20 protein-coding genes are annotated in these 24,958 nt (G+C 53.8%); 9 read left to right on the plus strand and 11 right to left on the minus strand.

Annotated elements, in window-relative coordinates; all coding sequences use genetic code 11:
- Positions 1–3 precede the first annotated feature (3 nt).
- Positions 4–435, minus strand: a complete 432-nt coding sequence (locus WH279_RS17050; RefSeq protein WP_339457834.1) for a hypothetical protein — start codon at positions 433–435, stop codon at positions 4–6.
- Positions 436–612: 177 nt separating this feature from the next.
- On the opposite strand from WH279_RS17050, the gene rstA reads away from it, so the two are divergent.
- The 6 genes from rstA (at position 613) to WH279_RS17080 (ending at position 7,047) form a co-directional block, all read left to right on the plus strand.
- Positions 613–1,341, plus strand: a complete 729-nt coding sequence (gene rstA / locus WH279_RS17055; RefSeq protein WP_200642495.1) for a two-component system response regulator RstA — start codon at positions 613–615, stop codon at positions 1,339–1,341.
- Positions 1,338–2,627 (plus strand): two-component system sensor histidine kinase RstB, encoded by a 1,290-nt coding sequence (gene rstB, locus WH279_RS17060; RefSeq protein ID WP_200642494.1) that lies wholly within the window; start codon positions 1,338–1,340, stop codon positions 2,625–2,627. The genes rstA and rstB overlap by 4 nt, the downstream gene beginning before the upstream one ends.
- Positions 2,628–2,646: 19 nt before the next feature.
- Positions 2,647–4,131, plus strand: coding sequence for a carboxypeptidase M32 (locus WH279_RS17065; protein WP_200642493.1), 1,485 nt, complete (start codon positions 2,647–2,649; stop codon positions 4,129–4,131).
- 289 nt (positions 4,132–4,420) lie between these two features.
- Positions 4,421–4,939, plus strand: coding sequence for an acid resistance repetitive basic protein Asr (gene asr, locus WH279_RS17070; RefSeq protein WP_339457835.1), 519 nt, complete (start codon positions 4,421–4,423; stop codon positions 4,937–4,939).
- A 289-nt stretch (positions 4,940–5,228) separates the two neighbouring features.
- Positions 5,229–6,035 carry a trypsin-like serine peptidase gene (locus WH279_RS17075; protein WP_339457836.1) on the plus strand — a complete coding sequence of 269 codons (807 nt, stop codon included), beginning with the start codon at positions 5,229–5,231 and terminating at the stop codon, positions 6,033–6,035.
- Positions 6,036–6,156: 121 nt separating this feature from the next.
- Positions 6,157–7,047 carry an N-acetylmuramoyl-L-alanine amidase gene (locus WH279_RS17080; RefSeq protein ID WP_339457837.1) on the plus strand — a complete coding sequence of 297 codons (891 nt, stop codon included), beginning with the start codon at positions 6,157–6,159 and terminating at the stop codon, positions 7,045–7,047.
- Positions 7,048–7,101: 54 nt separating this feature from the next.
- Here the strand turns inward: WH279_RS17080 and hrpA are convergent, their stop codons facing one another.
- Positions 7,102–11,001 (minus strand): ATP-dependent RNA helicase HrpA, encoded by a 3,900-nt coding sequence (hrpA, locus tag WH279_RS17085; protein ID WP_339457838.1) that lies wholly within the window; start codon positions 10,999–11,001, stop codon positions 7,102–7,104.
- 237 nt (positions 11,002–11,238) lie between these two features.
- Here hrpA and WH279_RS17090 point away from each other — a divergent pair, with 237 nt between their 5' ends.
- Complete coding sequence (locus WH279_RS17090; RefSeq protein WP_133841921.1) at positions 11,239–11,844, plus strand: FMN-dependent NADH-azoreductase; 606 nt, start codon at positions 11,239–11,241, stop codon at positions 11,842–11,844.
- A gap of 66 nt (positions 11,845–11,910) precedes the next feature.
- On the opposite strand, the gene WH279_RS17095 is transcribed toward WH279_RS17090, so the two are convergent.
- The 3 genes from WH279_RS17095 to WH279_RS17105 are packed head-to-tail and all read right to left on the minus strand — an operon-like array spanning position 11,911 to position 15,050.
- A complete protein-coding gene (locus WH279_RS17095) occupies positions 11,911–12,234 on the minus strand; it encodes a YdbL family protein (RefSeq protein ID WP_133841920.1) in 324 nt (107 codons plus the stop codon).
- Positions 12,235–12,244: 10 nt separating this feature from the next.
- Positions 12,245–12,436, minus strand: a complete 192-nt coding sequence (locus WH279_RS17100) for a YnbE family lipoprotein (RefSeq protein ID WP_200642488.1) — start codon at positions 12,434–12,436, stop codon at positions 12,245–12,247.
- Positions 12,420–15,050, minus strand: a complete 2,631-nt coding sequence (locus WH279_RS17105; RefSeq protein ID WP_339457839.1) for a YdbH family protein — start codon at positions 15,048–15,050, stop codon at positions 12,420–12,422. Before WH279_RS17105 ends, WH279_RS17100 begins: the two co-directional genes overlap by 17 nt.
- A 190-nt stretch (positions 15,051–15,240) precedes the next feature.
- Here WH279_RS17105 and WH279_RS17110 point away from each other — a divergent pair, with 190 nt between their 5' ends.
- Positions 15,241–16,233 carry a 2-hydroxyacid dehydrogenase gene (locus tag WH279_RS17110; protein WP_200642486.1) on the plus strand — a complete coding sequence of 331 codons (993 nt, stop codon included), beginning with the start codon at positions 15,241–15,243 and terminating at the stop codon, positions 16,231–16,233.
- 169 nt (positions 16,234–16,402) lie between these two features.
- Here the strand turns inward: WH279_RS17110 and lapB are convergent, their stop codons facing one another.
- From lapB to pgpB, 3 genes are all read right to left on the minus strand, one after another.
- A complete protein-coding gene (lapB, locus tag WH279_RS17115) occupies positions 16,403–17,572 on the minus strand; it encodes a lipopolysaccharide assembly protein LapB (protein ID WP_133841916.1) in 1,170 nt (389 codons plus the stop codon).
- Positions 17,573–17,578: 6 nt separating this feature from the next.
- Positions 17,579–17,887, minus strand: a complete 309-nt coding sequence (locus tag WH279_RS17120) for a LapA family protein (RefSeq protein WP_200642485.1) — start codon at positions 17,885–17,887, stop codon at positions 17,579–17,581.
- A 176-nt stretch (positions 17,888–18,063) separates the two neighbouring features.
- The gene (gene pgpB / locus WH279_RS17125; protein ID WP_339457840.1) at positions 18,064–18,831 is read right to left on the minus strand and encodes a phosphatidylglycerophosphatase B; all 768 of its coding nucleotides are present in this window, start codon (positions 18,829–18,831) and stop codon (positions 18,064–18,066) included.
- Between the two features lie 227 nt (positions 18,832–19,058).
- Here pgpB and ribA point away from each other — a divergent pair, with 227 nt between their 5' ends.
- On the plus strand, positions 19,059–19,649 hold the full coding sequence (gene ribA / locus WH279_RS17130; RefSeq protein ID WP_200642483.1) for a GTP cyclohydrolase II: 591 nt from the start codon (positions 19,059–19,061) through the stop codon (positions 19,647–19,649).
- 63 nt (positions 19,650–19,712) lie between these two features.
- Here the strand turns inward: ribA and acnA are convergent, their stop codons facing one another.
- The 3 genes from acnA to cysB all read right to left on the minus strand — a co-directional run bounded on the left by acnA (position 19,713) and on the right by cysB (position 24,744).
- A complete protein-coding gene (gene acnA, locus WH279_RS17135) occupies positions 19,713–22,394 on the minus strand; it encodes an aconitate hydratase AcnA (protein ID WP_339457841.1) in 2,682 nt (893 codons plus the stop codon).
- 715 nt (positions 22,395–23,109) lie between these two features.
- On the minus strand, positions 23,110–23,268 hold the full coding sequence (locus tag WH279_RS17140; protein ID WP_133841910.1) for a YmiA family putative membrane protein: 159 nt from the start codon (positions 23,266–23,268) through the stop codon (positions 23,110–23,112).
- Positions 23,269–23,769: 501 nt separating this feature from the next.
- Positions 23,770–24,744, minus strand: a complete 975-nt coding sequence (cysB, locus tag WH279_RS17145; RefSeq protein ID WP_062743153.1) for an HTH-type transcriptional regulator CysB — start codon at positions 24,742–24,744, stop codon at positions 23,770–23,772.
- Positions 24,745–24,958 lie beyond the last annotated feature (214 nt).

Raw genomic sequence — 24,958 nt, forward strand, 5'->3', positions numbered from 1 at the left:
GGGTCAGTGTGCCAGTTGCGGAAGCATCACACTGAGGCGATCGTCGAGCTGCTCAAGGTCGAGCGGCCTGGCGTACTCCTGGCGAATAGCAACGAGCTGTGATTCGGACAAGGGGTAAGGCATCAGGATATCAAACTGCCCGATATGCTGCTGCTGCGCCAGGGTGATCAGACGGGCAATATTGATTTCATCACTGACCTGAGTCGAGATGATTTGCAGCGCGAGATCTTTCAGCGGTTCGGATGATGAAGGCGGGCTGGTGGCTGACTTGCGGGTAATCATGCCAAAAAACGGGATCACACCATAGATGGCGTCAACAAAGCTCCAGCGTTTTTTACAGGATGCGGAGAGGAAATCGATATAGTTGAGGCAGATACGATCACTGTACTCTGCTGCAGCCAGCTTCTCTTCTGACACGCTTATCTCCTTATCCATTTCAACGCAAGAACAGCCCTGACTGGGCCCGACACCGCACGCCTTTTCAGGCGCGGGATATAATGACATATTCGGCTGAGTTTGTACTACATTCCCCCTAACATTTAGCGCTGATTAATGGTCGTTGCGACCAGGAAAGGATAAGCTACGGTTTCCAATAGCCTGATACCCGGCCCTATGAACAAAATTGTATTTGTCGAAGATGATAAAGATGTTGGTGAACTGATTGCTGCCTACCTCGGCCGGCATGACATTGACGTTATTGTAGAAAGCCGCGGCGATCGTGCGGAAGAGACGATCGCTGCCGCGAATCCTGACCTGGTGATGCTGGACATTATGCTGCCTGGCAAAGATGGCATGACACTGTGCCGCGATTTGCGTACGCGTCACAGTTGGTCAGGCCCTATCGTGCTGCTGACGTCGCTGGACAGTGATATGAATCATATTCTGTCGCTGGAGATGGGTGCAAACGACTATATCCTCAAGACCACGCCGCCTGCAGTGCTGCTTGCCCGCCTGCGGCTGCATCTGCGCCAGGCCGGGATCAGCAGCCAGCATGAAGAGATAGCCCCTGGCATTGCGGGTCAGAAAGCCCTGCGTTTTGGCACCTTAAGCATCGATCCGATTAACCGCCAGGTCACGCTTTCCGATGAGATTGTCGCCCTCTCCACCGCCGATTTCGACCTGCTCTGGGAGCTGGCAACCCATGCAGGCACCATTCTTAATCGTGATGCGCTGCTAAAAACGCTGCGCGGCGTCAGTTATGACGGCATGGACCGCAGTATAGATGTGGCGATTTCCCGCCTGCGTAAGAAGCTGCTGGACAGCGCCACCGAGCCTTACCGGATTAAAACCATCCGCAATAAGGGCTATCTGTTTGCGCCGCACGCCTGGGATGCACAATGAAAAAACTGTTTATCCAGTTTTACCTGCTGCTGTTTGTCTGTTTCCTGGTGATGGCAATGCTGGTCGGGCTGGTGTACAAATTTACCGCCGAGCGCGCCGGGCGACAGTCGATGGACGATCTGATGAAAAGCTCGCTGTACCTGATGCGCAGCGAGCTGAGGGAGATCCCCCCACGCGACTGGAACAAAACCATCGACAACCTCGACCTCAATTTGTCATTTAAGCTGCATATTGAGCCAATGAGCAAATACCAGCTCGACCCCGGGACGCTGCGCCGCCTGCGTTCGGGTGAGATCGTGGCGCTGGACGATGAATACACCTTCTTACAGCATATTCCGCGCAGCCACTATGTACTGGCCGTCGGCCCGATCCCCTATCTGTTTTACCTGCATGAGATGCGCATTCTGGATATCGCACTGCTGGCGTTTATCGGTATTTCACTGGCGTTGCCCGTGTTTATCTGGATGCGACCGCACTGGCAGGACATGTTAAAACTGGAGAATGCTGCGCAACGCTTTGGTCAGGGCCACCTTGAGGAACGTATTCATTTTGACAGCACCTCCAGCCTGCTGCGCCTTGGCGTGGCATTTAACCAGATGGCCGATAATATCAATACACTGGTCACCAGTAAGAAACAGCTGATTGACGGCATCGCGCATGAATTACGCACCCCGCTGGTTCGCCTGCGTTACCGCCTGGAAATGAGTGATAACCTGACGGAAGCCGAGTCTGCGGCGCTTAATCGCGATATCGGCCAGCTGGAGTCACTGATCGAAGAACTGTTAACCTATGCCCGCCTGGACCGTCCGCAGGTTAACCTGAATCTGCAAACGCTCGATCTGGCCCTCTGGCTGCACGAGCGGCTGGAGGATATCCGTTCGGTGAAGCCGGCGTTTGATATTGCGCTGGATACACCGCAGCGCGAGAATATTGGCGTTGCGGATACCCGTCTGATGGAACGCGTGCTTGATAATCTGGTGAATAATGCCCTGCGTTACGCCGAGCAGCGTCTGCGGGTCGGCCTGTGGTTTGATGGCGATATGGCGTTCTTGCAGGTTGAGGATGACGGTCCGGGGATCCCACTGGACGAACGTCAGCGGGTCTTCGAACCCTTTGTACGCCTTGATCCCAGCCGCGACCGCGCGACCGGAGGCTGTGGACTTGGCCTGGCCATTGTCCACTCGATCGCCCAGGCTTTTGGCGGCTATGTCATTATCGACAGCAGTCCGCTTGGGGGCGCCAGCGTACGTTTTTGCTGGCCGGTGACCCCCGCTCTGCACTCTTAATCTCTCAATAAGGAAATCTATGTCTTCTTCCTATGCACACCTGACACGTACCTTCCAGCGCCTTTCCCGCTTCGGCCATCTGTCGGCCATTGCTGGCTGGGATATGATGACCATGATGCCTGCTGGCGGCAGCCGTGCGCGCGGTGAAGCGCTGGCAGAGCTGAGCGTCCTGCGCCATGAAATCCTCACCGCGAAAGAGGTGGGCGTCTGGCTGCAACAGGCACAGCAGGAAGATCTGGATGATGTGGCACAGGCCAACCTGGCTGAAATGCAGCGCGCCTGGCAGCAGGCGTCGTTACTGCCGGCATCTCTGGTTGAAGCCAAGTCTATCGTGGGGTCACGCTGTGAACATGCCTGGCGTCAGCAGCGACCGGCAAATGACTGGACCGGGTTTTCCGCCAATCTGAAAGAAGTGGTAAAGCTGAGCCGTGAGGAGGCTGAAATTCGCGCTCAGGCCAGTGGCCAATCGCGTTACGATGCCCTGCTGGACGTGTTCGAACCCGGCATGACCAGCGCCAAACTGGATAAAACCTTTGGTGACCTGAAGCAGTGGCTGCCGAATCTGTTACAGCAGATCGTTGAACAGCAGGCAGGCGAAATTGTCGATCGCCCTGAAGGCCCTTTCCCCCAGGCATCACAGCAACAGCTGGGCCTGGCGATTATGCAGCAGTTGGGCTTTGATTTTAACGCCGGGCGCCTTGATATCAGCGCACACCCCTTCTGTGGTGGCGTTCCGGAAGATGTCCGTATCACCACGCGCTATAACGAAGCCGAGTTTATCAGCGCCATGATGGGGGTTATCCATGAAACCGGACACGCGCGCTACGAGCAAAATCTGCCTAAACAGTGGGCCAATCAACCCGTGGCGCTGGCGCGTTCCACCGCCATTCACGAATCGCAAAGCCTGTTCTTTGAAAAGCAGCTCGGCCGCAGCCCTGAATTCCTCAGCCTGATCCGCCCGCAGGTACAGTTGCTGCTGGGTGACCGCCCGGAACTCAATGAAGCGAACTTTATTGCTCTGAACCAGCGTGTGAAGCCTGGGTTGATCCGCGTGGATGCCGATGAGGTCAGCTATCCGGCACACATTATTCTGCGCTATGAAATTGAACGTGCGCTCATTAGCGGCGAGATTGAAGTCGAGGATATTCCGGCGCTGTGGGACGAGAAAATGCTGGCCTGGCTGGGCCTGGATACGCGTGGCAATTACCGTGACGGTTGTATGCAGGATATTCACTGGACAGATGGTGCATTCGGTTACTTCCCAACGTACACACTGGGCGCGATGTATGCCGCACAGCTGTTCCAGGCCGTGAAGCGCGCAATCCCGCAGGTTGATGAGCAGATCCGTCAGGGTGACCTGCAGCCGGTGTTTGACTGGTTACAGCAGAATATCTGGCAACATGGCAGCCGCTTCAGTACCCGCCAGTTGATTGAAAATGCCACCGGGGAAGATCTGAATCCACACTATTTCCGTCAGCACCTGGAAAGCCGTTATTTGAAGTAACCTGCCTGTGGGTCAGGCGTGCCTGACCCCTACACGTTCCGGCCCCTGGCCGAGGCATGCCTGACCCCTACACGTTTCTACACCTGGTCGAGGCATGCCTGACCCCTGCGCGTTTCTACCCCTGGTCGAGGCATGCCTCGACCTTTTTCTGCGTATCGCCCCTCTTGTACAATCGGTTACACGCCGATACCAATCACTCACGGAAAGCCCTCACTGATTCCCTTATAGTCTTTTCACCGGCCCCAGAGTGGGCTGACACCTGAACTAAAAACACCTTGAGGGTTTTGCAATGAAAAAATTATTTGCTCTGGTTGTCGCTGCTACAATGGGTCTGTCTTCTGTTGCTTTCGCGGCTGAAACAACGGCTGCTCCAGCAACCACCGCTGCACCGACTGTTGCTGCTACCAACACCACCGCTGCTCCAGCACCAGTGAAAGCGTCTGTTAAACATGTGAAAAAACATAAGAAAGCGGCTGTTCAGAAAGCCCAGGCCGCTAAAAAACATCACAAAGCGAAAAAAGCGGCTGCACAGAAAGCTCAGGCCGCTAAAAAGCACCACAAAGCGGCTAAAAAACCTGTAGCTCAGAAAGCTCAGGCTGCCAAAAAACACCACAAAGCAGCAACCAAACCTGTAGCTCAGAAAGCCCAGGCAGCTAAAAAGCATCACAAAGCAGCAACCAAACCTGCTGCCCAGAAAGCTCAGGCGGCTAAAAAGCACCATAAAGCAGCAACCAAACCTGTTGCTCAGAAAGCCCAGGCTGCTAAAAAACACCACAAAGCAGTGAAGAAAGCCGCTCCTAAAGCGTAATGACTGACGGCCGGGGTGTCATACCTCACGTACATTAGTTCACTCAAACACCCGGTTCTGCCGGGTGTTTCTTTAAGGAGTTTCGGATGATGGTTCGTCGCTATTTATTCGAAATCATTCTGGCTGTGATGATCTTATGTGGCCTGGTGGCCGCCAGCTTCTACCTGTAATCAGGGTTGCTGTAGCGTGCTGATATTCCAAATTAATCTCCCTTTTCCAGCACTATCCGTCTATAGTTACTGCACTAGCATAATCACTGATATCAACGTTTTTCCAGCCTGAGAAAAATATGCGTCTGACCGCTGTGTTATTGATAGGTTTCCTTGCCGTGTCCTGTTACACCCATGCTGAAGATCCCGAGCGGAGCGACGCCGACACGCAAACACTGTTTTTTGGTAAAGATGACCGCCAGCCCGTCAGCGAGACCGCTTCTGCGCCCTGGGAAGCCATTGGCCAGCTGGAAACTGAAAGCGGCAACCTGTGCAGCGCCACGCTGATTGCTCCTCATCTGGCGTTGACCGCCGGACACTGCCTCCTTGCCCCACCGGGAAAACCCGATAAAGCCGTTGCCCTGCGCTTTATCTCCAGTGATAACGGCCGCTGGCGTTATGAGATCCACGATATTGAAGCCCGTGTGGATCCGGCCCTGGGGAAAAAACTGAAAGCTGATGGTGATGGCTGGATTGTCCCGGCGTCCGCTGCACCTTATGATTTTGGCTTGATTATTCTGCGCAATCCCCCTTCCGGGATTGTCCCTCTTCCATTGTTTTCCGGTTCGCGCAAAGATCTTACTGCCGCGTTAAAAATGACGGGGCGCCGCGTCACTCAGGCGGGTTATCCGGAAGACCATCTCGATACGCTCTACTCTCACAACGACTGCCTGATCACCGGTTGGGCGCAAAAAAACGTGCTGTCACATCAGTGTGATACGCTACCAGGTGACAGCGGTTCACCGTTATTGTTAAAGGTTGATGGTAACTGGCAACTGATCGCGGTGCAGAGTTCGGCACCGGCGCCCAAAGATCGCTATCTGGCGGATAACCGGGCCATTGCTGTGACCGCATTTCGTGACAGCCTGGAAGCACTGGCACAGTAAAGCTGGCACGGTAAAAAATGCGCCGGCGTGGCATCGCCGTTTTTATCGCTATTTAGTGGATATTTCCATTTAAGTCCCTCGTCGATAATGCCACTGACTTTTCAGTGTTCAAGGATGAGGTATGAAAAAAATAGTGTTGATGGCCCTGATGTTGTCCATCGTGGGCTGCACCAAAACCCAAAATCCCCCGCAATCAGGTAATCCGATCCAACGGACGGGTTATCTGGTTAACACCCAACACCCTTCTCAAAGCCAGAATGAGCGCGTGCGATTTCTGATCCTCCATTACACCGCGGCAAATGATACTGACTCAATGCGTCTGCTCACCCAGGGTAATGTCAGCGCACATTACCTCGTGCCATCCGCCAACAACCCGTTACTGAGAAAAAATACGGTTTATCAATTGGTTGCCGAAGATAAGCGCGCGTGGCATGCGGGTGTCAGCGCCTGGAATGGTCGCACGAACCTGAATGACAGCGCTATTGGCATCGAAAATGTGAATCTGGGCTATGAACAGAAATTGATGGAGCGGGAATGGTATGCGTGGGATGCCAGGCAAATCAAACTGCTTGCCCGTCTCGCCAGCGATATCATCAAACGCTATGATATTACGCCGGATAACGTGCTCGGTCACAGCGATGTGGCCCCCACACGAAAAGTTGACCCGGGCCCACTCTTCCCGTGGAAACAGTTAGCCGATGAGGGTATCGGTGCCTGGCCGGATAGCACCACCGTACAGCAGTTTCTGGCGGGCCGCGCACCCAGTGATACCGGCTCACCAGGTAAAATTCAGGCTTATCTGGCGCGTTATGGTTATTCAATCCCGCAGACGGGGGTCATGGATGCCACTACCCGGCAGGTGATTGCGGTGTTTCAGATGCACTTTCGTCCGTCTGATTACAGCGGCATCGCCGATGCAGAAACCGAGGCCATTGCCGCTGCGCTGGTGGAAAAATATCGCGGTGGTATGCAACGTATCGCTTCGCAACAGGAGAGCAATAGCGATTTATAACGTTGTCCCTGCCAGCCTGAACCGGCTGGCAGGGTATTATTCCCCAACTCTTCGTTACAACGTCACCTGCTCCATTGCCTGTAAGATACGTTTTTCCGAGATGGGGAAAGGCGTCCCTAACTGTTGAGCAAAGAAGCTGACACGCAGCTCTTCAATCATCCAGCGGATATCCTGCACTTCCTCATCATCTTTACGTTCCGGCGGCAGCTTGTTGAACCACTGTGTCCATGCCTGCTGAACAGATTCCACCTTGAGCATACGCGCACGATCGCTGTGCGGATCGACCGCCAGCTTCTCCATACGGCGCTCAATCGCCTGTAAATAACGTAAGGTATCTGCCAGCCGCTTCCAGCCGTTACCCGTCACGAAGCCGCGATACACCAGGCCACTCATTTGCGCTTTGATATCCGATAGCGCCAGCGCCATCGTGATATCGACGCGCCCTTTCAGGCGTTTATTGATATTGAATACCGAGGTCAGGATCTGCTCGACCTTTTTGGCTATTACCACCACCGTGTCGTTCAGCTCAGCGCGCACTTTGTCATGCAGCTTAGCGTATCCCTGTTCCTGCCAGCTTGGGCCACCCGACTCAGCGATCAGTTTATCGACACCGCAGGCAATACAGTCGTCAATCAAATCCAGCACCTTACCGTAAGGGTTAAAATACAGCCCCAGTTTGGCTTTATTCGGTAATTTTTCGTGCAGATACTTAATCGGTGAGGGAATATTCAGCAGCAGTAAACGCCGCTGCCCGCGCCACATCGCTTTGTGCTGTTCATGCTGAGAGTCAAACAGGCGGATCGCCACGCTGTCTTTCTCATCCACCAGCGCAGGCCAGGCTTTCACACTGTAATTGCCGCGCTTCTGCTCGAAATGGTCCGGCAGATCGCCAAAGCTCCAGATATGCAGCCCACTCTGTTCCAGTCCGTCATCGGCCACTTTAGACAGCGTTTCCTGAACCTTACCTTTGAGTTGCAGTTTCAGCGCAGAGAGATCTTTGCCTTCGGCCAGCTTGTGGTTATTTTCGTCGATAATGCGGAAGGTAATTTTAAGATGATCGGGCACCTGTTCCCATTGCCAGGCTTCGCGATCCAGCGTGACGCCCGACATACGGCGGAACTCACGCTCCAGCGACTCCAGCAGCGGCAGCTCCAGCGGCGTGGCTCGTCCGAGAAATGCTTCAGCGTAGTTCGGGGCCGGGACAAAGTTACGACGCAGCGGTTTAGGCAGTGATTTGATCAGCGCAATCACCAGTTCCCGGCGCACGCCCGGGATCTGCCACTCAAAGCCCCGCTCTTCCACCTGATTGAGCAACGGCAGCGGAACATAAACCGTGACCCCATCCGCGTCGGCACCCGGTTCAAACTGATAGCTCAGACGCAGCTTCAGGTTGCCCTGATGCCAGAAGTTCGGATAGTCGAGCTTACTGACGTTCTCCGCGCCCTGCTTGATCAACATCTCGCGGGCAAAATTAAGGCGGTCCGGCTCTTCGCGACTGACGGTTCGCCACCAGCTGTCAAAATGCCGGGCAGAGACCACCTCGTGGCTGATGCGCTGGTCATAAAAATCAAACAGCGTTTCGTCGTCAACCAGAATGTCGCGGCGGCGGGATTTGTGCTCCAGCTCTTCCACTTCCGTGCGCAGCTTGAGGTTGGCCTTGAAGAACGCATGGCGCGTTTGCCAGTCGCCTTCGACCAGCGCATGACGGATAAACAGCTCACGCGACAGCACCGGATCAATCTGGCCGTAATTCACCTTGCGCGCCGCGACAATCGGCAGCCCGTAAAGCGTCACTTTTTCATTGGCCATCACCGCGCCCTGGCCTTTTTCCCAGTGCGGTTCACTGTAGCTGCGTTTGAGCAGATGCTGTGCCACCGGCTCTATCCACTCCGGCTCAATACGGGCAGCAATGCGCCCCCACAGGCGGCTGGTTTCTACCAGTTCGGCCACCATCGTCCACTTCGGCGGCTTCTTAAACAGGCCAGAACCAGGGAAAATGGCGAAACGCGCATTACGCGCGCCGGTAAACTCCTGTTTGTCGGCGTCTTTCTGGCCAATATGTGACAGTAATCCGGTGAGCAATGCGGTATGAATCTCGCGAATTTCGGCCGGAACGCTGTTCACCGGCAGCCCCAGTTCACGCACCACCTGACGCAGCTGCGTGTAGATATCCTGCCATTCGCGCACCCGCAGGTAGTTCAGGTAGTCCGTTTTACACTGACGACGGAAATGACTGGAAGACAGCGCTTTCTGCTGCTCCTGCACGTAGTTCCACAGGTTAACAAAGGCGATGAAATCAGAGTCTTTATCGGCAAATCGCTGGTGCTTTTCGTCTGATGCCTGCTTTTTCTCGGCCGGACGTTCACGCGGGTCCTGAATCGACAGTGCGGCGGTAATGATCATCACTTCACGCACGCAGCCATATTTCTGGGCTTCCAGCACCATTTTTGCCAGACGCGGGTCAACCGGGAGTTGGGCCAGCGCACGACCCGACGTCGTCAGCTGATAGTGCTGGCTCTCATTCAGAGTGATCGCACCCAGCTCTTCCAGCAGGCGCACACCGTCCTGAATATTGCGCTGGTCGGGGGCTTCCACAAACGGGAAGGCGGCAATATCACCCAGCCCCAGCGCAGTCATTTGCAGGATGACGGAGGCCAGGTTGGTACGCAGAATTTCCGGGTCGGTGAATGCCGGACGGCTGAGGAAATCATTTTCATCATACAGACGAATACAGATCCCTTCGGATACGCGCCCGCAACGCCCTTTACGCTGATTGGCTGACGCCTGTGATATCGGCTCAATCGGCAGGCGCTGCACTTTAGTACGGAAGCTATAGCGGCTAATACGCGCCGTACCCGGGTCAATCACATATTTAATGCCCGGCACCGTCAGTGACGTTTCGGCTACGTTAGTGGCCAGCACTATGCGCCGTCCAACGTGGGACTGGAACACGCGGTTCTGTTCTGCATTCGACAAACGCGCGTAGAGCGGTAACACCTCAGTGTGCGGCAGATCGCGTTTCATCAGGGCATCAGCCGTGTCGCTAATTTCGCGTTCGCCGCTCATTAAAATCAGTATATCCCCACGACTCTCTCTGCCCAGTTCATCCACCGCATCAAAAATAGCCTGAAGCTGATCGCGGTCAGTATCGTCAGCATCTTCCACCACCGGGCGGTAGCGTACTTCCACCGGGTAGGTACGGCCGGAAACTTCAATCACGGGCGCGTTATGGAAATGTCGGGAAAAACGCTGCGGGTCGATGGTCGCCGATGTGATGATCACTTTAAGGTCAGGGCGTTTTGGCAGCAATTCGCGCAGATAGCCCAACAGAAAATCGATATTCAGGCTACGTTCGTGCGCTTCATCGATGATGATAGTGTCGTACTGCATCAGCAGGCGATCCTGCTGAATTTCAGCCAGCAAGATGCCGTCGGTCATCAGCTTGACCTGCGTGGTATCGCCAACCTGATCGTTGAATCGCACCTTGTAACCCACACAGCCACCCAGCGAGGTTTCCAGTTCGGCGGCGATACGATCGGCAACGGTACGCGCTGCCAGACGGCGCGGCTGAGTGTGACCAATCAGCCCACGAATACCACGACCCAGCTCCATGCAAATCTTCGGCAACTGCGTGGTTTTACCTGATCCGGTTTCCCCCGCCACAATCACCACCTGGTGATCGCGGATCGCGTCAGCAATACCCTGTTTCTTCTGGCTGACCGGTAAATTTTCCGGGTAGCGGATAGTCGGCCTGGCGGCAAGACGTGCACTGACCCGCGACTCTGCGGCCGCAATATCGCCACTCAGCTCCTCAATCAGCGCATTCAGCGCCGTTGGATTTTTAATTTTTTTTGCCCCCTGAAGGCGGCGCTGCAGACGCTGGCGGTCACGCAGCATCAGCGAATCCAGCCGCGAATAGAGCGGCGTCAGGGCAGATTGTGGCGTATCAGACATGGTAGTAAAGCTCGCTTTGTCGCCGCGACATCGGGCGACATGGATTAAACAGGGGATAAGAATTTTGCGTAGTGTAACACAGACAAGCACTTAGGGTTTTAATTGCCCGGCGCGTCTTATTCAAGATTTTCGAACATTGCTATCGAAAACTCGCACTTACACTGTCGGCAATTTATCCGTAAAGTGTTCCTTATTGAGCGGTATGTGATCCGCGTGACAAAACAGGAAAAAAGAACCATGAGCAAAGTATTAGTCCTGAAATCAAGTATTCTTGCCGGTTATTCACAGTCTGGCCAGCTGGCAGACCACCTGGTTTCCGAATGGAAAGCGGCCCACCCTGGTGATGAAGTGACCGAACGCGATCTGGCTGCTAACCCAATCCCGGTACTGGACGGTGAGCTGGTTGGCGCACTGCGTCCATCCGATGCCGCCCTGACCCCACGTCAGCAGGAAGCGCTGGACCTGTCCAACGAACTGATTGCTGAACTGCAGGCCCATGACACCATCGTGATCACGGCGCCAATGTACAACTTCAATATCCCTACTCAGCTGAAGAACTACTTTGACCTGGTGGCCCGTGCTGGCGTAACGTTCCGTTACACCGAACAGGGTCCTGAAGGCCTGATCAAAGGCAAAAAAGTCGTGGTTCTGTCAAGCCGTGGTGGTATCCATAAAGACACCCCAAGCGACCTGCTGACCCCTTACCTGACCCTGTTCCTTGGCTTCCTGGGTCTGACTGACGTGCAGTTCGTGTTTGCGGAAGGTATCGGTTACGGTCCTGAAGTGGCAGCGAAAGCCGCCAGCGATGCGAAAGCGGTGATTTCTCAGATCGTGACGGCCTGATTATCCGAAAAACAGGTTGAGCTAACCCTCCTCAACCTGCGCGGTGGCACTGTGTCGGTGCCACCGCTACTTCTTCAGCCACTGACCATTTATTCCGCGTACATATTCCCCTGATTTCGCTCTCTCAACCAGTTTGGAACCCGCAATACTGGCAACGTCGCGCGTGGTCATATTATTTTGCTGTGCCAGCAACTGATATTGACGTGTACGACCCTCGTTAATCTGTTTAACCAGCGTCAGGGTTTCCGCATCCTGCTGAACCGCCGCAATATAGCCATTCAGCGTTTCACCCACACGACCCTGTTGGCGGGCTTCATCCAGCGTCAGTGCCATCACAGCAGGTGACAGCAGCAAACAGCCCAGCAATATACCGCAGTTAAGTCGTTTCATATGCCCGTCCTCAGAACAGACCACTCTGGGTTTTTAATAACGCTTCCACGTCCTTATCCACCTTGATATGAATTTCATGTTCGATTTTGACATTCATATTAATGGTGATCGGCTCTTTCGGGGCGGCCACTTCAATGCGCGGGATACATCCGCAAAGCAGCATCGTTCCACCCGTTATCCAAAGGCTAATGAGGGGTTTCATCACTGTTTTCCTTTTGCGACGGCAAGGTGGCATTCTGTTCCACCCAAGATTGCAGGTTATCGCCAAAGCGCAGGCTGCGCCACAGTTGGAACAGATTTTCCTGCTGGCTGTAATTCAGCGATACACGCTGGTTTTTGTTGCTGAAACGGCTGGTGCCATCCACTTTAGCGGTCATGTTCATCACGCCTAAATTATCGAGATCGATCGTGGCCCAGCTGCGGGAAATTTCCATATAACGCAGCCAGTCGATGGCCGCCCCGGCGGCAAAATTATTACGACTGATGGCATCGGCCATGTCTTTATCCATGCGAACAGTGAGCGGCCCACTGTTCGCAATCCAGCCCTCTTTCACCAGCCAGTGTGAGTTATTCAGCCACAACGGTAGCGCACCGTTAATGTAGCCCGACATCGCCAGCTGTTTAAGCTTCATGGTGGTGACCAGTTCGGACAAGCTCAGATGCGTGACATGGATCGTGGCTGCCTCCGTTTGTGGCATCTGCAAGCTGGCCATACTCAACTGCCCGCCCAGCAGCTCAAGGTTCACGTTACTCAGGGTGAGCGGCTGCCTGTCACTCCAGGGATACCAGCCCTGAAGATCGGCCGTGACATTGTGCATCGCAAACTGGTTGTTAATCTTTTTTATCCGTAATGATACGGGCCCGTGAGCGCCGAAATACCAGCGATGGGATTCCAGGCGGAACGGTAGCGAGAAGTCGATACCTTCAAATTCATTATCCGGCAGTAGCACGCTGCCATTGCTCACCAGCCAGTGACCACCGGCTTTCAGCCCCTGATCGCTGGCCGCAGAGAAAGCGACCTGAGCTTTTAACATGCCCCCCTGAATCGCCAGTTTCAGCTCCGGACTGATCAGCGGCTGAAACACGTTTAATGGCTGTTCCGGCCACCACATCTGGCCACGCAGACGCTCGCCATCCCAGCGGCCCCGTACCTGAACCGGGCCAATTTTCTTCGCCTGCAAACTCCCCTTATAAAGAAATGCCTCCGGGTCGCGCCCATTGACAGTCAGTGTCAGGGTCGATGGGGGCAAATAGCCGCCACTACTGAAGTGCGTCTCCCTGGCGTTCAGGCTTAATTGCCCGTTGAATGAGGGTGACTCCGGGTCACGTTGCCAGCGAACAGGCTGGTCCAGCGTTAATCGTGGGGCATCCATCGTGACGCTGCCATAGGCAAGATGATCAAACCCGGTCGACAGCGAGGTTAATTCAATCAACCGATCCTGCCAGCGTCCCTGACCTTTGACATCCCATTTTGCGTTCAGCGGGGCCAGATAACCATCACCCCAGTAACGCCATAACCACGTGCCTTTGTCCGGCCAGAAGTCAGTGGCCCGTCCGTCCAGATGCAGACGAAACCGCCCCATTTCACGGTCATGAGCGCTGAGGATCGCCTGTAGGCGCCCATCAATACCGGCGGAAGAAAGCGAGACGCCCGCCAGCGGCCAGCGTGTTTCATCCACTTCCAGGGTGGAGAGCAACCGCCCTTTCATACGCAGTAATGCACCCGGCCGCATCACTATCTGTGGATCGAGCAGCGGTCCACGTAACTCTCCCGGCAACCCGGCAAAAAATTGCAGGCTGTCGAGTTTGGTTTCTCCTGTCAGCCGGAACGGTAGCTGGCTGTTCAGCCAGTCCAGATTTCCCGGCCCCAGCGTTAATACCACGTTACCTTTCCCACCACGTCCCTCGGTCACCATATTAAAGCGGCCGTTCAGTTCCGTGGCAGGTAAACCCTGCTGCCAGCCTTTTGCCGTCAGCGCGAAACCACCAGAAAGGGGCTGGACCGCCCAGGGCCAGTTCCACTGCCCCTGTTGCACCACGATGTTCTCACGCGTGATGTTCCAGGGCAGCGTTAACAGCGGTTGTTTTTGATCCTTCGCGGTCACGACCAACGTGCCGACCTGCTGCTGCCAGTCAAGGCGCAGATGCAGCGGTTCAGGCACACTATCCAGCGCCAGATCGCCCTGTAATGCACCGCCTTCAGGTAAGGAGTCAGGGATGCGCGGTAACGTCAGCGTGCCACTCAGGCTCACGGGCTTCGGCACGCCAGGTGCCTGAATGTTCAATGATGTCAGCGTCAGCTGCTGTCCGTTGAGTTCGGCAGCCAGTGACAGGTTTTTTCCCTGATAGTGCAGGTGCTGACGTTGAGGATCGAGATTAAGCTGAAGCTGCCCGGCCCAGTTCTGCCAGGGCGTAATCGTGAGTTGTCGGAGAGTGACGTTGGCGGCGGGAAGCATCTGTTGCCATTCTGCCAACGTACGCGGTGCATTGTTATTGTCGGCACTGGCAAGGTTAGCTGCGCATGAAGTATCCACGGTGGCGTCATCGACCATCAGTTGCCAGCGGCTCTGGTGGTAACTGAGCGCCACGCCTTTCACACTCGCCAGTTCGCAGTCTCCCACCCGATAATGCACGCCCGGCAGGCGTAACGCACCCTGATGCCAGCCGGGGTTACCGTCAAGGACGACGGAGGTTTTTGCGGGCAGCCAGAGGCCGGCCAGCCGAGGCAGCCATTGGGTAACAGTAAGGAGTATGCCGGTCAGCAGCAGGATAACTGCCATCAGCACAGCAAGCGCTATTTTCCAGCCCCGGTTCATGGCGGTGACATCCTGTTCATTCCGTGATTATCCCTGAATGATGGCATGGAATCCCTGAAGGGTGAAGTTTTTCGCCTGTAATCAATCGATTCGCTGCTTTTAACACCAGCTAAACAGCGGTCCTCTCCCGCGTTGGGATAAATTATTGTTACACTGCTTTATCACTGACGCATGGCGAAAGGAAAAGGCGATGAAACTTGCGGTATATAGCACCAAGCAGTATGACCGGAAATACCTCACACAGGTTAATGAGGACTTTGGTTTTGAACTGGAGTTTTTCGACTTTCTGTTGAGTGAACGTACGGCGAAAAACGCCGTGGGCTGCGATGCCGTTTGCATTTTCGTCAACGATGACGGCAGCCGCAAGGTGTTAGAGGAGCTGGCAGAACTGGGCGTGAAGTGTGTTGCGCTGCGCTGCGCCGGTTTCAATAACGTTGATCTCGACGCGGCGCGTGAACTGGGTATTCAGGTGGTACGTGTTCCTGCCTACTCTCCGGAAGCGGTGGCTGAACATGCGGTCGGCATGATGATGACCCTGAACCGCCGTATTCATCGCGCCTACCAGCGTACGCGTGATGCGAACTTCTCCCTCGAAGGGCTGATTGGTTTCAACATGCACGGACGTACCGCCGGGGTGATCGGCACCGGGAAAATTGGTATCGCCGCGATGCGTATTCTGAAAGGCTTCGGTATGCGCCTGCTGGCGTTCGACCCTTATCCAAGCCCGCAGGCACTGGAACTGGGTGCGGAATATGTCGATATTAAAACGCTGTTTAGCCAGTCCGATGTCATCACCCTGCACTGCCCGCTGACGGCGGATAATCATCACCTGCTGAACAGCAGTGCGTTTGCACAGATGAAAGATGGCGTCATGGTGATCAACACCAGCCGGGGCGCCCTGATTGACTCCCAGGCAGCCATTGAGGCGCTGAAGCAGCAAAAAATCGGCGCACTGGGCATGGATGTTTACGAAAACGAACGTGATTTGTTCTTTGAGGATAAATCTAACGACGTGATCCAGGATGATGTGTTCCGTCGTTTATCAGCCTGCCATAACGTCCTGTTCACCGGCCACCAGGCTTTCCTCACCGCGGAAGCCCTGACCAGTATTTCTGAGACCACACTGGAAAATTTGCGTCGTCTGGAGAAAGGTGAACCTTGTGACAATGTGTTGACCGCGTAATACACACGTGGCCTGCACAACCCCGGCATAGCCAACCTCCCTGGCTATGCCTTTTCGCCTTTTATCCTGTAGAAAATAAAGAACGCGGTGCTGCTGGCATCGTTCTTTATTCCGATTCACTAGTATGTTGTAACTAATGTGGGATAAAGTAAGCCGTAACGCCCACGTATTACTGGCCGTCGAGGCCACGAATAGGTTTAACAGAAGACCAGGCTCGGCACGACGGGCAATGCCAGTAAAGCGCATGGGCCGTAAAGCCGCACTTGTGGCACCGATAGCGGGGTTTGGTGCGGATCTGCTCGCCAACCATATCGCGCAGCACCATCAGGCTATCTTTCGCGCGGCCATCCTCGGCTTCCTGCAAATTGAAATCCATCAGCCGATGGAAAACACGCATCGTCGGATGGCGCTGAAGCTGGCGGGTTATATAAGTTTGCGCCACCTCAGCGCCCTCTTCACGGTCAAGGATCCCCGCCAGGTAGAGTTCGGCTGCGGCACCGGTATTTTCTTCCACGCAGCGTTTAAGGTATTCGGACCAGGCCTGAGGCTGATTAAGATGTTCATAACAGCCTTCCAGCATCTCAAGCGTTTCACTGACCAGCTCTTTATCCTGTTCGATCACCCGCTGCAAATGCACCACGGCTTTGGCAAACTCATTCTTCGCCATATGGATGCGGCCCATCATAATGGAGACGCGGGCACTGTTGCGGTCGGCTGACTCCCCTTTCTTGAGCAGATTCATGGCACGATCGAGATCATCACTGCTGATAGCCTGCAACGCCAGTTCACAATAGAAATGCGCGATTTCCATCTTCAGGCGATCTTTGCCCTGCTTAACCAGACGTTCAGCCACTTCAATGGCATTCGGCCAGTCACTGGTAGCCTGGTGGATAATCAGCAGTTGCTGCAAAGCGCTGATGCGGAAATCCGTTTCGTCCACCAGCTGACCGAACATCTGTTCAGCGCGATCGTAGAACCCCGCAGCCATATAGTCGCGGCCCAGCTGTTGGATCGCCAGCAGGCGCTGATCGTAAGTGAGGGAGGCGCTTTCCATCAGCGCCTGGTGAATGCGTATAGCGCGATCGACTTCACCGCGGGAGCGGAACAGATTACCCAGTGTCAGGTGCGCTTCCACCGTGCCACTGTCCTCTTTTAACATATCGAGAAACAGGTCGACGGCTTTGTCCTGCTGGTTAGAGAGCAGGAAGTTCACCCCGGTCACATAGTCACGCGACAGGCGGCTGGCTTCCTGTTGCTTATCCTGTTGCGCACTTCTGCGCCCCATATACCAGCCATAGGCGGCAGCAATGGGAAGTAACAGAAACAGCAGTTCTAACATAAATGATTATTCCTTGACGGCAGGTGCCTGTGACACTGTCACGGATGGCTCTGTCTGCCCCAGTTGCTGCTGAAGACGTTTAAGTTTGCGTTGCGTATGTGCCAGTGAAACCCGCACACGTAACCAGAACAACCCACAAATCGCCCAGCCCAGTAAAAATCCAGCGGCAAACAGTGAAGCCAGCAACGTTGAAACACGGAACTCACCCTGCGCCAGCAGATAGTTAAACTTCACTACCTGATCGTTATGCGCGCCCAGCGTGACTGAAATGACGAAAATCGCCAGGACCACTAAAAAAATCAGCAAATATTTCACAGTTCATCCCATAACCTGGTGTTAACCAGATGAATTATGCCAAAAAAATCGGTCTGATGCTTGCATTGATGTCACGTGCGATTGGCCGCCCCATCATTTTGCACTGCACGTCCTGCCAGCGGGCAGCCATAAAAGAGCCGAACAAAAGATATGGGGACAGGATACCGTCTTTACAATCAGGAGGCCTCATTTTCCCGCTGCGCGATCTCCTGCTGCTCCTGCGGAGGCACCGTTAGAGGCCCACAGAACCGCTGAGCCAGCCAGGTTGCGAGGGTAATTAATAACCAGCTGATAAGCGTAGCGAAAACCAAATCACGCGGCCAGTGCATCCCCAGCACCAGGCGGCTGCCCATTACCGCTATCGCCCAGCTCATCAGCAACACGATAGTGACGTAGCGCCTGCGTGGCCACAGCAGCCCCACGCCGAGCAACGCCCAGCTGGCGGCAAACATGGTATGCCCCGATGGGAAAGCAAAACCGGTTTCAAATGCCCAGTGTTTTTTTAGCCAGTAAGGTAACTGGCTATTCTCCGCAACGGCGGCGCTGACCATCTCACTGCGCTGTTTGCGTTTCTGGTCATAGAATTGCTGCTCATTAATACCGTACGTTTTCTCCAGCCACAGAACATAGGGGCGCGGCTCCTGTACATGTTCTTTAATCAGGCTTTTGGTGTACTGCCCGGAGAGCAGTGTGGCAATAATGATCCCCAGCAGAAATACCGCGGGTTTCCAGCGAAAGCGCAGGCACCAGAGGAACCAGCCGCAAAGAATCGCACTGGTCAGTGTCCCCCAGGGGCTGGTGACCGTTTCGGTAAACCAGAATAGCAGCTTGTGCCCCCATCCCATTGATACAGGCTGCCAGTGCCAGCCTGACAGCATCACCCCGACCGGCATCATCAACAATACCAGCATACCCAGGGTGGTACGTTTGAGGATCTCTGCCATTTATCTTCCTTTCGAACCGTTATGTTCACGAGTTTGTTATAAGATTATCTTAAAAAATAATAACATAAGGATTGTTATAGTGATAATTCTGCGTTATTACAACAATCGCTCTAACGTGTTAACTGCCACGCGATATGTTGTGGCAAAATAGGCACAATTGTTTGTGTCAGGCAACTGACACGCGATATCTGATGATAGCGCAACACCTGAAGTTTCTGGAGAGTCACATGCAGCTTAAACGGGTAGCAGAAGCCAATCTGCCCACGCCTTGGGGGGATTTCCTCATGGTTGGTTTTGAAGAACTCGCCACCGGGCACGATCATGTCGCCCTGGTGTTCGGCGATATTTCCGACAGCAAACCTGTGCTGTCACGCGTCCATTCTGAGTGTTTGACGGGCGATGCGCTGTTCAGCCTGCGTTGCGATTGCGGGTTCCAGCTGGAAGCGGCCCTGACGCAGATTGCTGAACAGGGACGTGGAATTTTGCTGTATCACCGTCAGGAAGGCCGTAATATTGGTCTGCTGAACAAGATCCGTGCCTATGCGCTGCAGGACAAAGGCTTTGATACGGTTGAGGCCAATAACCAGTTAGGTTTTGCGGCTGATGAGCGCGACTTCACCCTCTGCGCCGATATGTTCAAACTGCTGGGTATCCACGAAGTCCGCCTGCTGACCAATAACCCGCGCAAGGTTGAGATCCTCACTGAAGCGGGTATCAATATTGTTGAGCGTGTACCACTGATTGTGGGAAGAAACCCTAGCAATGCGCATTACCTGGATACGAAAGCTGCGAAAATGGGCCATCTGCTATCCAAATAACCCTTCCGGGTTAGCACTCTGGCGACCGGCAGCTTGCAGGTCGCCAGAGAAACACGGCGCGGGCTATTGCAACATATTGCGGATCACGTAATGCAAGATGCCGTCATTCTGGTAGTACGTCAGCTCATTGCCGGTATCAATACGGCAACGCGCTTCCAGCACTTCCTGACGCCCATCAATGCGCGTCAACGTCACTTTCACCCCCCCTCCCGGTGTTAACTGCTTGAGATCCTGCACATCAATCTGCTCATCCCCGGTCAGCCCCAGCGTTTTCCGTGTGACGCCTGACGGAAACTCCAGCGGCAAGATCCCCATCCCAATAAGATTCGAGCGGTGAATACGTTCAAAGGATTCGGCAATGACCACCCTAACCCCTTGCAGACGGGGGCCTTTCGCTGCCCAGTCGCGGCTGGAGCCAGAGCCGTACTCTTTCCCGGCGATGACCGCCAGCGGAATGCCAGCCTGCTGATAACGCATGGCGGCATCATAGATCGCCATCTGCTCATCGCCAGGAATGTAACGCGTCATCCCCCCTTCCACGCCTGGTACCATTTCGTTACGAATACGGATATTGGCAAAGGTGCCGCGCATCATCACTTCATGGTTACCACGGCGTGAGCCATAAGAGTTGAAATCCGTCCGCTCGACGCCGTGCTCCAGCAGGTAACGTCCGGCCGGGCTGTCAGCTTTAATACTGCCGGCCGGTGAGATATGGTCTGTGGTCACCGAATCACCCAGCATGGCCAGAATGCGTGCACCCTGAATATCCTTAACCGGCTTCGGCTCTCTTTCCATATCATCAAAGAACGGCGACAGGCGGATGTAGGTCGAGCTGCCGTCCCAGTCATAGGTCGCGGCTTCACTGACCTTGATCTGCTGCCATTCCGGCGTGCCCTCGAAGACTTCGGCATACTCTTTATGGAACATATCGGTAGAAACCATCTGCACGGCTTCGGCGATCTCTTCCGGCGAAGGCCAGATATCCTTGAGATACACCGGATGACCTGCTGCATCTTCGCCGAGTGGGTCCGTTTGCAGATTCAGGGTCATATTGCCTGCCAGCGCATAGGCCACGACCAGCGGCGGCGAAGCCAGCCAGTTGGTCTTAACATAAGGATGGATACGCCCTTCGAAGTTGCGGTTTCCCGACAGCACCGCGCCGACGGTCAGATCGCCCTGTTTGATCGCGGATTCGATCTCATCCGGCAGCGGGCCAGAGTTACCGATGCACGTCGTGCAACCATAACCGACCAGGTTAAAACCGAGTTTATCGAGATACGGCGTCAGACGTGCAGCGGCAAGATAGTCAGACACCACTTTGGAACCGGGTGCGAGAGACGCCTTTACCCAGGGTTTAGGAACCAAACCCAGGTTTACCGCTTTTTTCGCCAGCAGACCCGCCGCCATTAATACACTGGGGTTGGAGGTATTGGTACAGGAGGTAATCGCGGCAATCACCACCGCACCGTCATCCAGCTGATACTGTTGATGCGTTTTACTGTCCAGATAACTGACGGCTTTGTGGGCCTTCTGCGCGTGATTCACTTCCAGTTCATTACTGGCGCGGAAGGCCGCCGGGACATCGCCCAGCGCGACACGGTCCTGCGGGCGCTTCGGCCCGGCCAGGCTGGATTCGACTTCCCCCATATCCAGCGCCAGCGTGCTGGTAAAGACCGGTTCATCACCGGTATTGCGCCATAATCCCTGCGCTTTACTGTAGGCCTCGACCAGCGCCACCTGCTCTGTGCTCCGGCCGGTCAGTTTCATATAGCCCAGCGTTACGGCATCCACCGGGAAGAACCCGCAGGTCGCACCGTACTCCGGGGCCATATTGGCAATGGTGGCACGATCGGCCAGCGGCAAATCATCCAGCCCGTCGCCGTAGAATTCAACAAATTTACCCACTACGCCGTGCTTACGCAGCATCTGCGTTACGGTCAGCACCAGGTCAGTGGCGGTGATACCCGCTTTCAGCTTACCGGTCAGTTTGAACCCGACCACATCCGGGATCAGCATTGACACCGGCTGCCCCAGCATCGCGGCTTCCGCTTCAATCCCGCCAACGCCCCAGCCCAGCACGCCCAGCGCATTAATCATTGTGGTGTGTGAATCGGTCCCCACCAGCGTATCGGGGTAAGCCACCTCTTTTCCATCCTGTTCTTCATGCCAGACAGCCTGACCCAGGTACTCCAGATTAACCTGGTGACAAATACCGGTCCCCGGTGGCACCACGCTAAAACGATTAAAGGCCTTCTGCCCCCAGCGCAGGAAGACGTAACGTTCATGGTTACGCTCCATTTCCAGACGCACGTTTTCTTCAAACGCATCGTCATCACCAAAGTGGTCAACCGTTACCGAGTGGTCAATGACCAGATCAACAGGCGACAATGGGTTCACCCGAGCAACATCGCCGCCCAGCCGTTTCACCGCCTCACGCATGGCGGCAAGATCAACCACAGCAGGCACGCCGGTAAAGTCCTGCATCAGGACACGTGCCGGGCGATAGGCAATTTCGCGGTCAGCATGCGCATTTTTCAGCCAGCCGGCCAGTGCATGGATGTCCTCTGCGGTCACGGAGTCACCGTCCTGCCAGCGCAGCAGGTTTTCCAGCAACACTTTCATTGATTTCGGCAGGCGTGAAATATCGCCCAGTTCAGCCTCAGCCAGGTGAAGACTGTAATACTGGTAGCGTTGCTCATGGACAGACAGCACATCCTGACTGAGTTGGCGTAGGGTCGTCGACATTGCTCCTCCATTGCGTATTATTTTAACATTGACCTTAAGTCACCGGAGCCGTTGCTGCGGAGATAAAAGTATGACCTTAGTAAGCACAAGGTTTGTTTAAACATAGCACAAGCAAATCGCAACTATTTTATAACAACACTAATTCACAACAGCTCAAACAAACTGAAATTAAAATACAAAAACGCCCCGCTGTACTGGCCAGCGAGGCGTTATTTGTTATTACGCGGGTGATGATTAAATAGTGCGATTAACGCACCATCATTCCAATCCATACCGCGCTGGTCCAGAACAATGCTGAGAATGTCCAGGTGCTGAACCAGGTAATTTGGGTTAAGTTCATCTTTAAACTCCTACAGGCCATCTCTGACCAAAACGTACCACATTAAACACTCTGCATTTAAAGCGAGGGTTTTACCGTTAAATGATGGGGTTAGCATCAAAAATGGGCGTCAAGATGCCCTGACCAGTGATTCGGCCTGAATGATAATTAACGCTGTTTTAATTTTGATTCTCAGCAAAACGCTGAGTGAATTTTAATAACTGCTTTATTTAACTTTCTTCTCTTCGAACATTGACTCAATAAAATTGCGCTGCAGGTCATTCAAATCCCATGATGCCGGAATGGCGTCCTGAGGCTTGTTCTTGCCCTTACAGAAACGATCGTTCGTTTTGCGGACTTGCTGTGCTTTTTGCTCTGGCTGTCTCAGGTACATTGTTATCCCCATATGCGCCATACGAATAAGCCAACCACTCCCCAAAACAGGGCTGAAGCAGCGAATACCGTCATCCAGGCTTTGCGTTTCAGATTGCTGTTACGCTCAACCTTGATGGTTTTGTCCCCGAAGCCGGGTTGTACAGATAATCTAGTCGCCATAGTTTTTGATAATCACTCTCATTAAAACGATTGTTTGAACCAATCAGAAATTAGGATGAATCCTAAACATTCTCTGTTGCAAAATCCAGTAATTTTTATTGAACAAAACGATTAACAGGATTCATCAACCATGAACAACATTAATTAAAAACGCTCACTCAACTCAGTCTGATTAATTATCACTTAACACAAATTAACAACGCCGGGCTCCATTACAGGTCCATTCTAAATTAGAGTTTTCTTTACTCATCCTTTCGTTGCAGCTGTTCTCACCCGCTTTTAACTAGAGTATGAGAATCATACTAGCTGAGCGCAAAGGGGGACAATGAAAACTGTGTACTGTTTCTCATTTAAGAAATAACAATAGGAGAACATGTGATACATCTTTCATTTACGAAAAAATAATCAAAGGACATTAACGAATGGGGTGCCAGCAGGCATCAATGGAAAAAAAAAGAGCCGCAAAGCGGCTCCGGACAGGTTTTTTCATCACCTGAGTGATTATTTTGCGGGCAATTTAATATCTTTAAACATCGCTTCAATATCTTCATTCGAACGCAAACCTACAGCAGTATCAACAACATCGCGCGTCAGATGTGGGGCAAAACGTTGAATAAAGTCATACATATAGCTGCGCAGGAATGTGCTGCGACGGAAACCGATTTTGGTCGTACTGAAGCTGAATACATCGGTTGCTTCGATACGCACCAGGTCCGGATCGGACACCGGATCGACCGCCATGCTGGCAATTACCCCAACACCCAGTCCCAGCCGGACGTAGGTTTTAATCACGTCTGCATCGGTCGCAGTAAAGACAATACGCGGGGTCAGCCCGGCACGGTTGAATGCGGTATCCAGTTCTGAGCGGCCCGTAAAGCCGAAGGTGTAAGTTACTAATGGGTATTCTGCAAGTTCCTCAATGGAGACTTTGCTCTTCGCCGCGAGGGGGTGATCCGGCGTGACGACGATGGCACGGTTCCAGTGGTAGCACGGTAACATGATCAAATCGTCGTAAAGGTGCAGCGCTTCGGTGGCAATCGCGAAGTCAGCATTGCCTTTCGAAACCGCCTCTGCGATCTGCGTAGGCGATCCCTGATGCATATGCAGGGAGACGCGCGGATAGCGCTCAATAAACCCTTTTATTACATTGGGCAAAGCGTAACGTGCCTGTGTATGCGTAGTGGCAACGTACAGAGAACCCTTATCTGGCCAGGTGTGCTCTCCGGCAACGGATTTAATCGCATCCACTTTCGATAACACTTCTCGTGCAATGCGGATGATCTCCTGCCCGGCAGGCGTCACCTGAGTCAGATGTTTGCCGCTGCGGGCAAAGATCTGAATGCCAAGCTCATCTTCCAGCATACGTACTTGCTTACTGATGCCCGGTTGCGAGGTATACAGCCCTTCGGCCGTTGAAGAGACGTTGAGATTGTGATTCACCACTTCAACGATGTAGCGCAGCTGCTGCAATTTCATTTTTCGTTCCATCCAGGGTTTGAAACAATGCGCCGAAAACCGAGCAACAGTGTTCAACTCTGTGGCTGGCGCTCTCATCAGGCAATCGCTCTAATGCAATTAGATAATAAGAAAGGGGTTATCTATAACAACTATATCAAAAATGTGGGATATGTATACCACAGCCAGGGGAATTCATCAGCGGGAACAGAAGAAAAAAAGGTGTGGGGGCAGC

This window comes from Erwinia sp. MYb375, assembly GCF_037479175.1.
Taxonomy (GTDB): Bacteria; Pseudomonadota; Gammaproteobacteria; order Enterobacterales; family Enterobacteriaceae; genus Erwinia; species Erwinia rhapontici.

Coding starts and splice junctions, on each gene's coding strand:
- asr (WP_339457835.1), top strand. CDS start 4,421: ATGAAAAAATTATTTGCTCTGGTTGTCGCTGCTACAATGGGTCTGTCT.
- WH279_RS17075 (WP_339457836.1), top strand. CDS start 5,229: ATGCGTCTGACCGCTGTGTTATTGATAGGTTTCCTTGCCGTGTCCTGT.
- WH279_RS17090 (WP_133841921.1), top strand. CDS start 11,239: ATGAGCAAAGTATTAGTCCTGAAATCAAGTATTCTTGCCGGTTATTCA.
- WH279_RS17050 (WP_339457834.1), bottom strand. CDS start 435: ATGGATAAGGAGATAAGCGTGTCAGAAGAGAAGCTGGCTGCAGCAGAG.
- cysB (WP_062743153.1), bottom strand. CDS start 24,744: ATGAAATTGCAGCAGCTGCGCTACATCGTTGAAGTGGTGAATCACAAT.
- acnA (WP_339457841.1), bottom strand. CDS start 22,394: ATGTCGACGACCCTACGCCAACTCAGTCAGGATGTGCTGTCTGTCCAT.
- WH279_RS17095 (WP_133841920.1), bottom strand. CDS start 12,234: ATGAAACGACTTAACTGCGGTATATTGCTGGGCTGTTTGCTGCTGTCA.
- WH279_RS17100 (WP_200642488.1), bottom strand. CDS start 12,436: ATGAAACCCCTCATTAGCCTTTGGATAACGGGTGGAACGATGCTGCTT.
- ribA (WP_200642483.1), top strand. CDS start 19,059: ATGCAGCTTAAACGGGTAGCAGAAGCCAATCTGCCCACGCCTTGGGGG.
- WH279_RS17065 (WP_200642493.1), top strand. CDS start 2,647: ATGTCTTCTTCCTATGCACACCTGACACGTACCTTCCAGCGCCTTTCC.
- hrpA (WP_339457838.1), bottom strand. CDS start 11,001: ATGTCTGATACGCCACAATCTGCCCTGACGCCGCTCTATTCGCGGCTG.
- rstA (WP_200642495.1), top strand. CDS start 613: ATGAACAAAATTGTATTTGTCGAAGATGATAAAGATGTTGGTGAACTG.
- lapB (WP_133841916.1), bottom strand. CDS start 17,572: ATGTTAGAACTGCTGTTTCTGTTACTTCCCATTGCTGCCGCCTATGGC.
- WH279_RS17105 (WP_339457839.1), bottom strand. CDS start 15,050: ATGAACCGGGGCTGGAAAATAGCGCTTGCTGTGCTGATGGCAGTTATC.
- pgpB (WP_339457840.1), bottom strand. CDS start 18,831: ATGGCAGAGATCCTCAAACGTACCACCCTGGGTATGCTGGTATTGTTG.
- rstB (WP_200642494.1), top strand. CDS start 1,338: ATGAAAAAACTGTTTATCCAGTTTTACCTGCTGCTGTTTGTCTGTTTC.
- WH279_RS17110 (WP_200642486.1), top strand. CDS start 15,241: ATGAAACTTGCGGTATATAGCACCAAGCAGTATGACCGGAAATACCTC.
- WH279_RS17080 (WP_339457837.1), top strand. CDS start 6,157: ATGAAAAAAATAGTGTTGATGGCCCTGATGTTGTCCATCGTGGGCTGC.
- WH279_RS17140 (WP_133841910.1), bottom strand. CDS start 23,268: ATGGCGACTAGATTATCTGTACAACCCGGCTTCGGGGACAAAACCATC.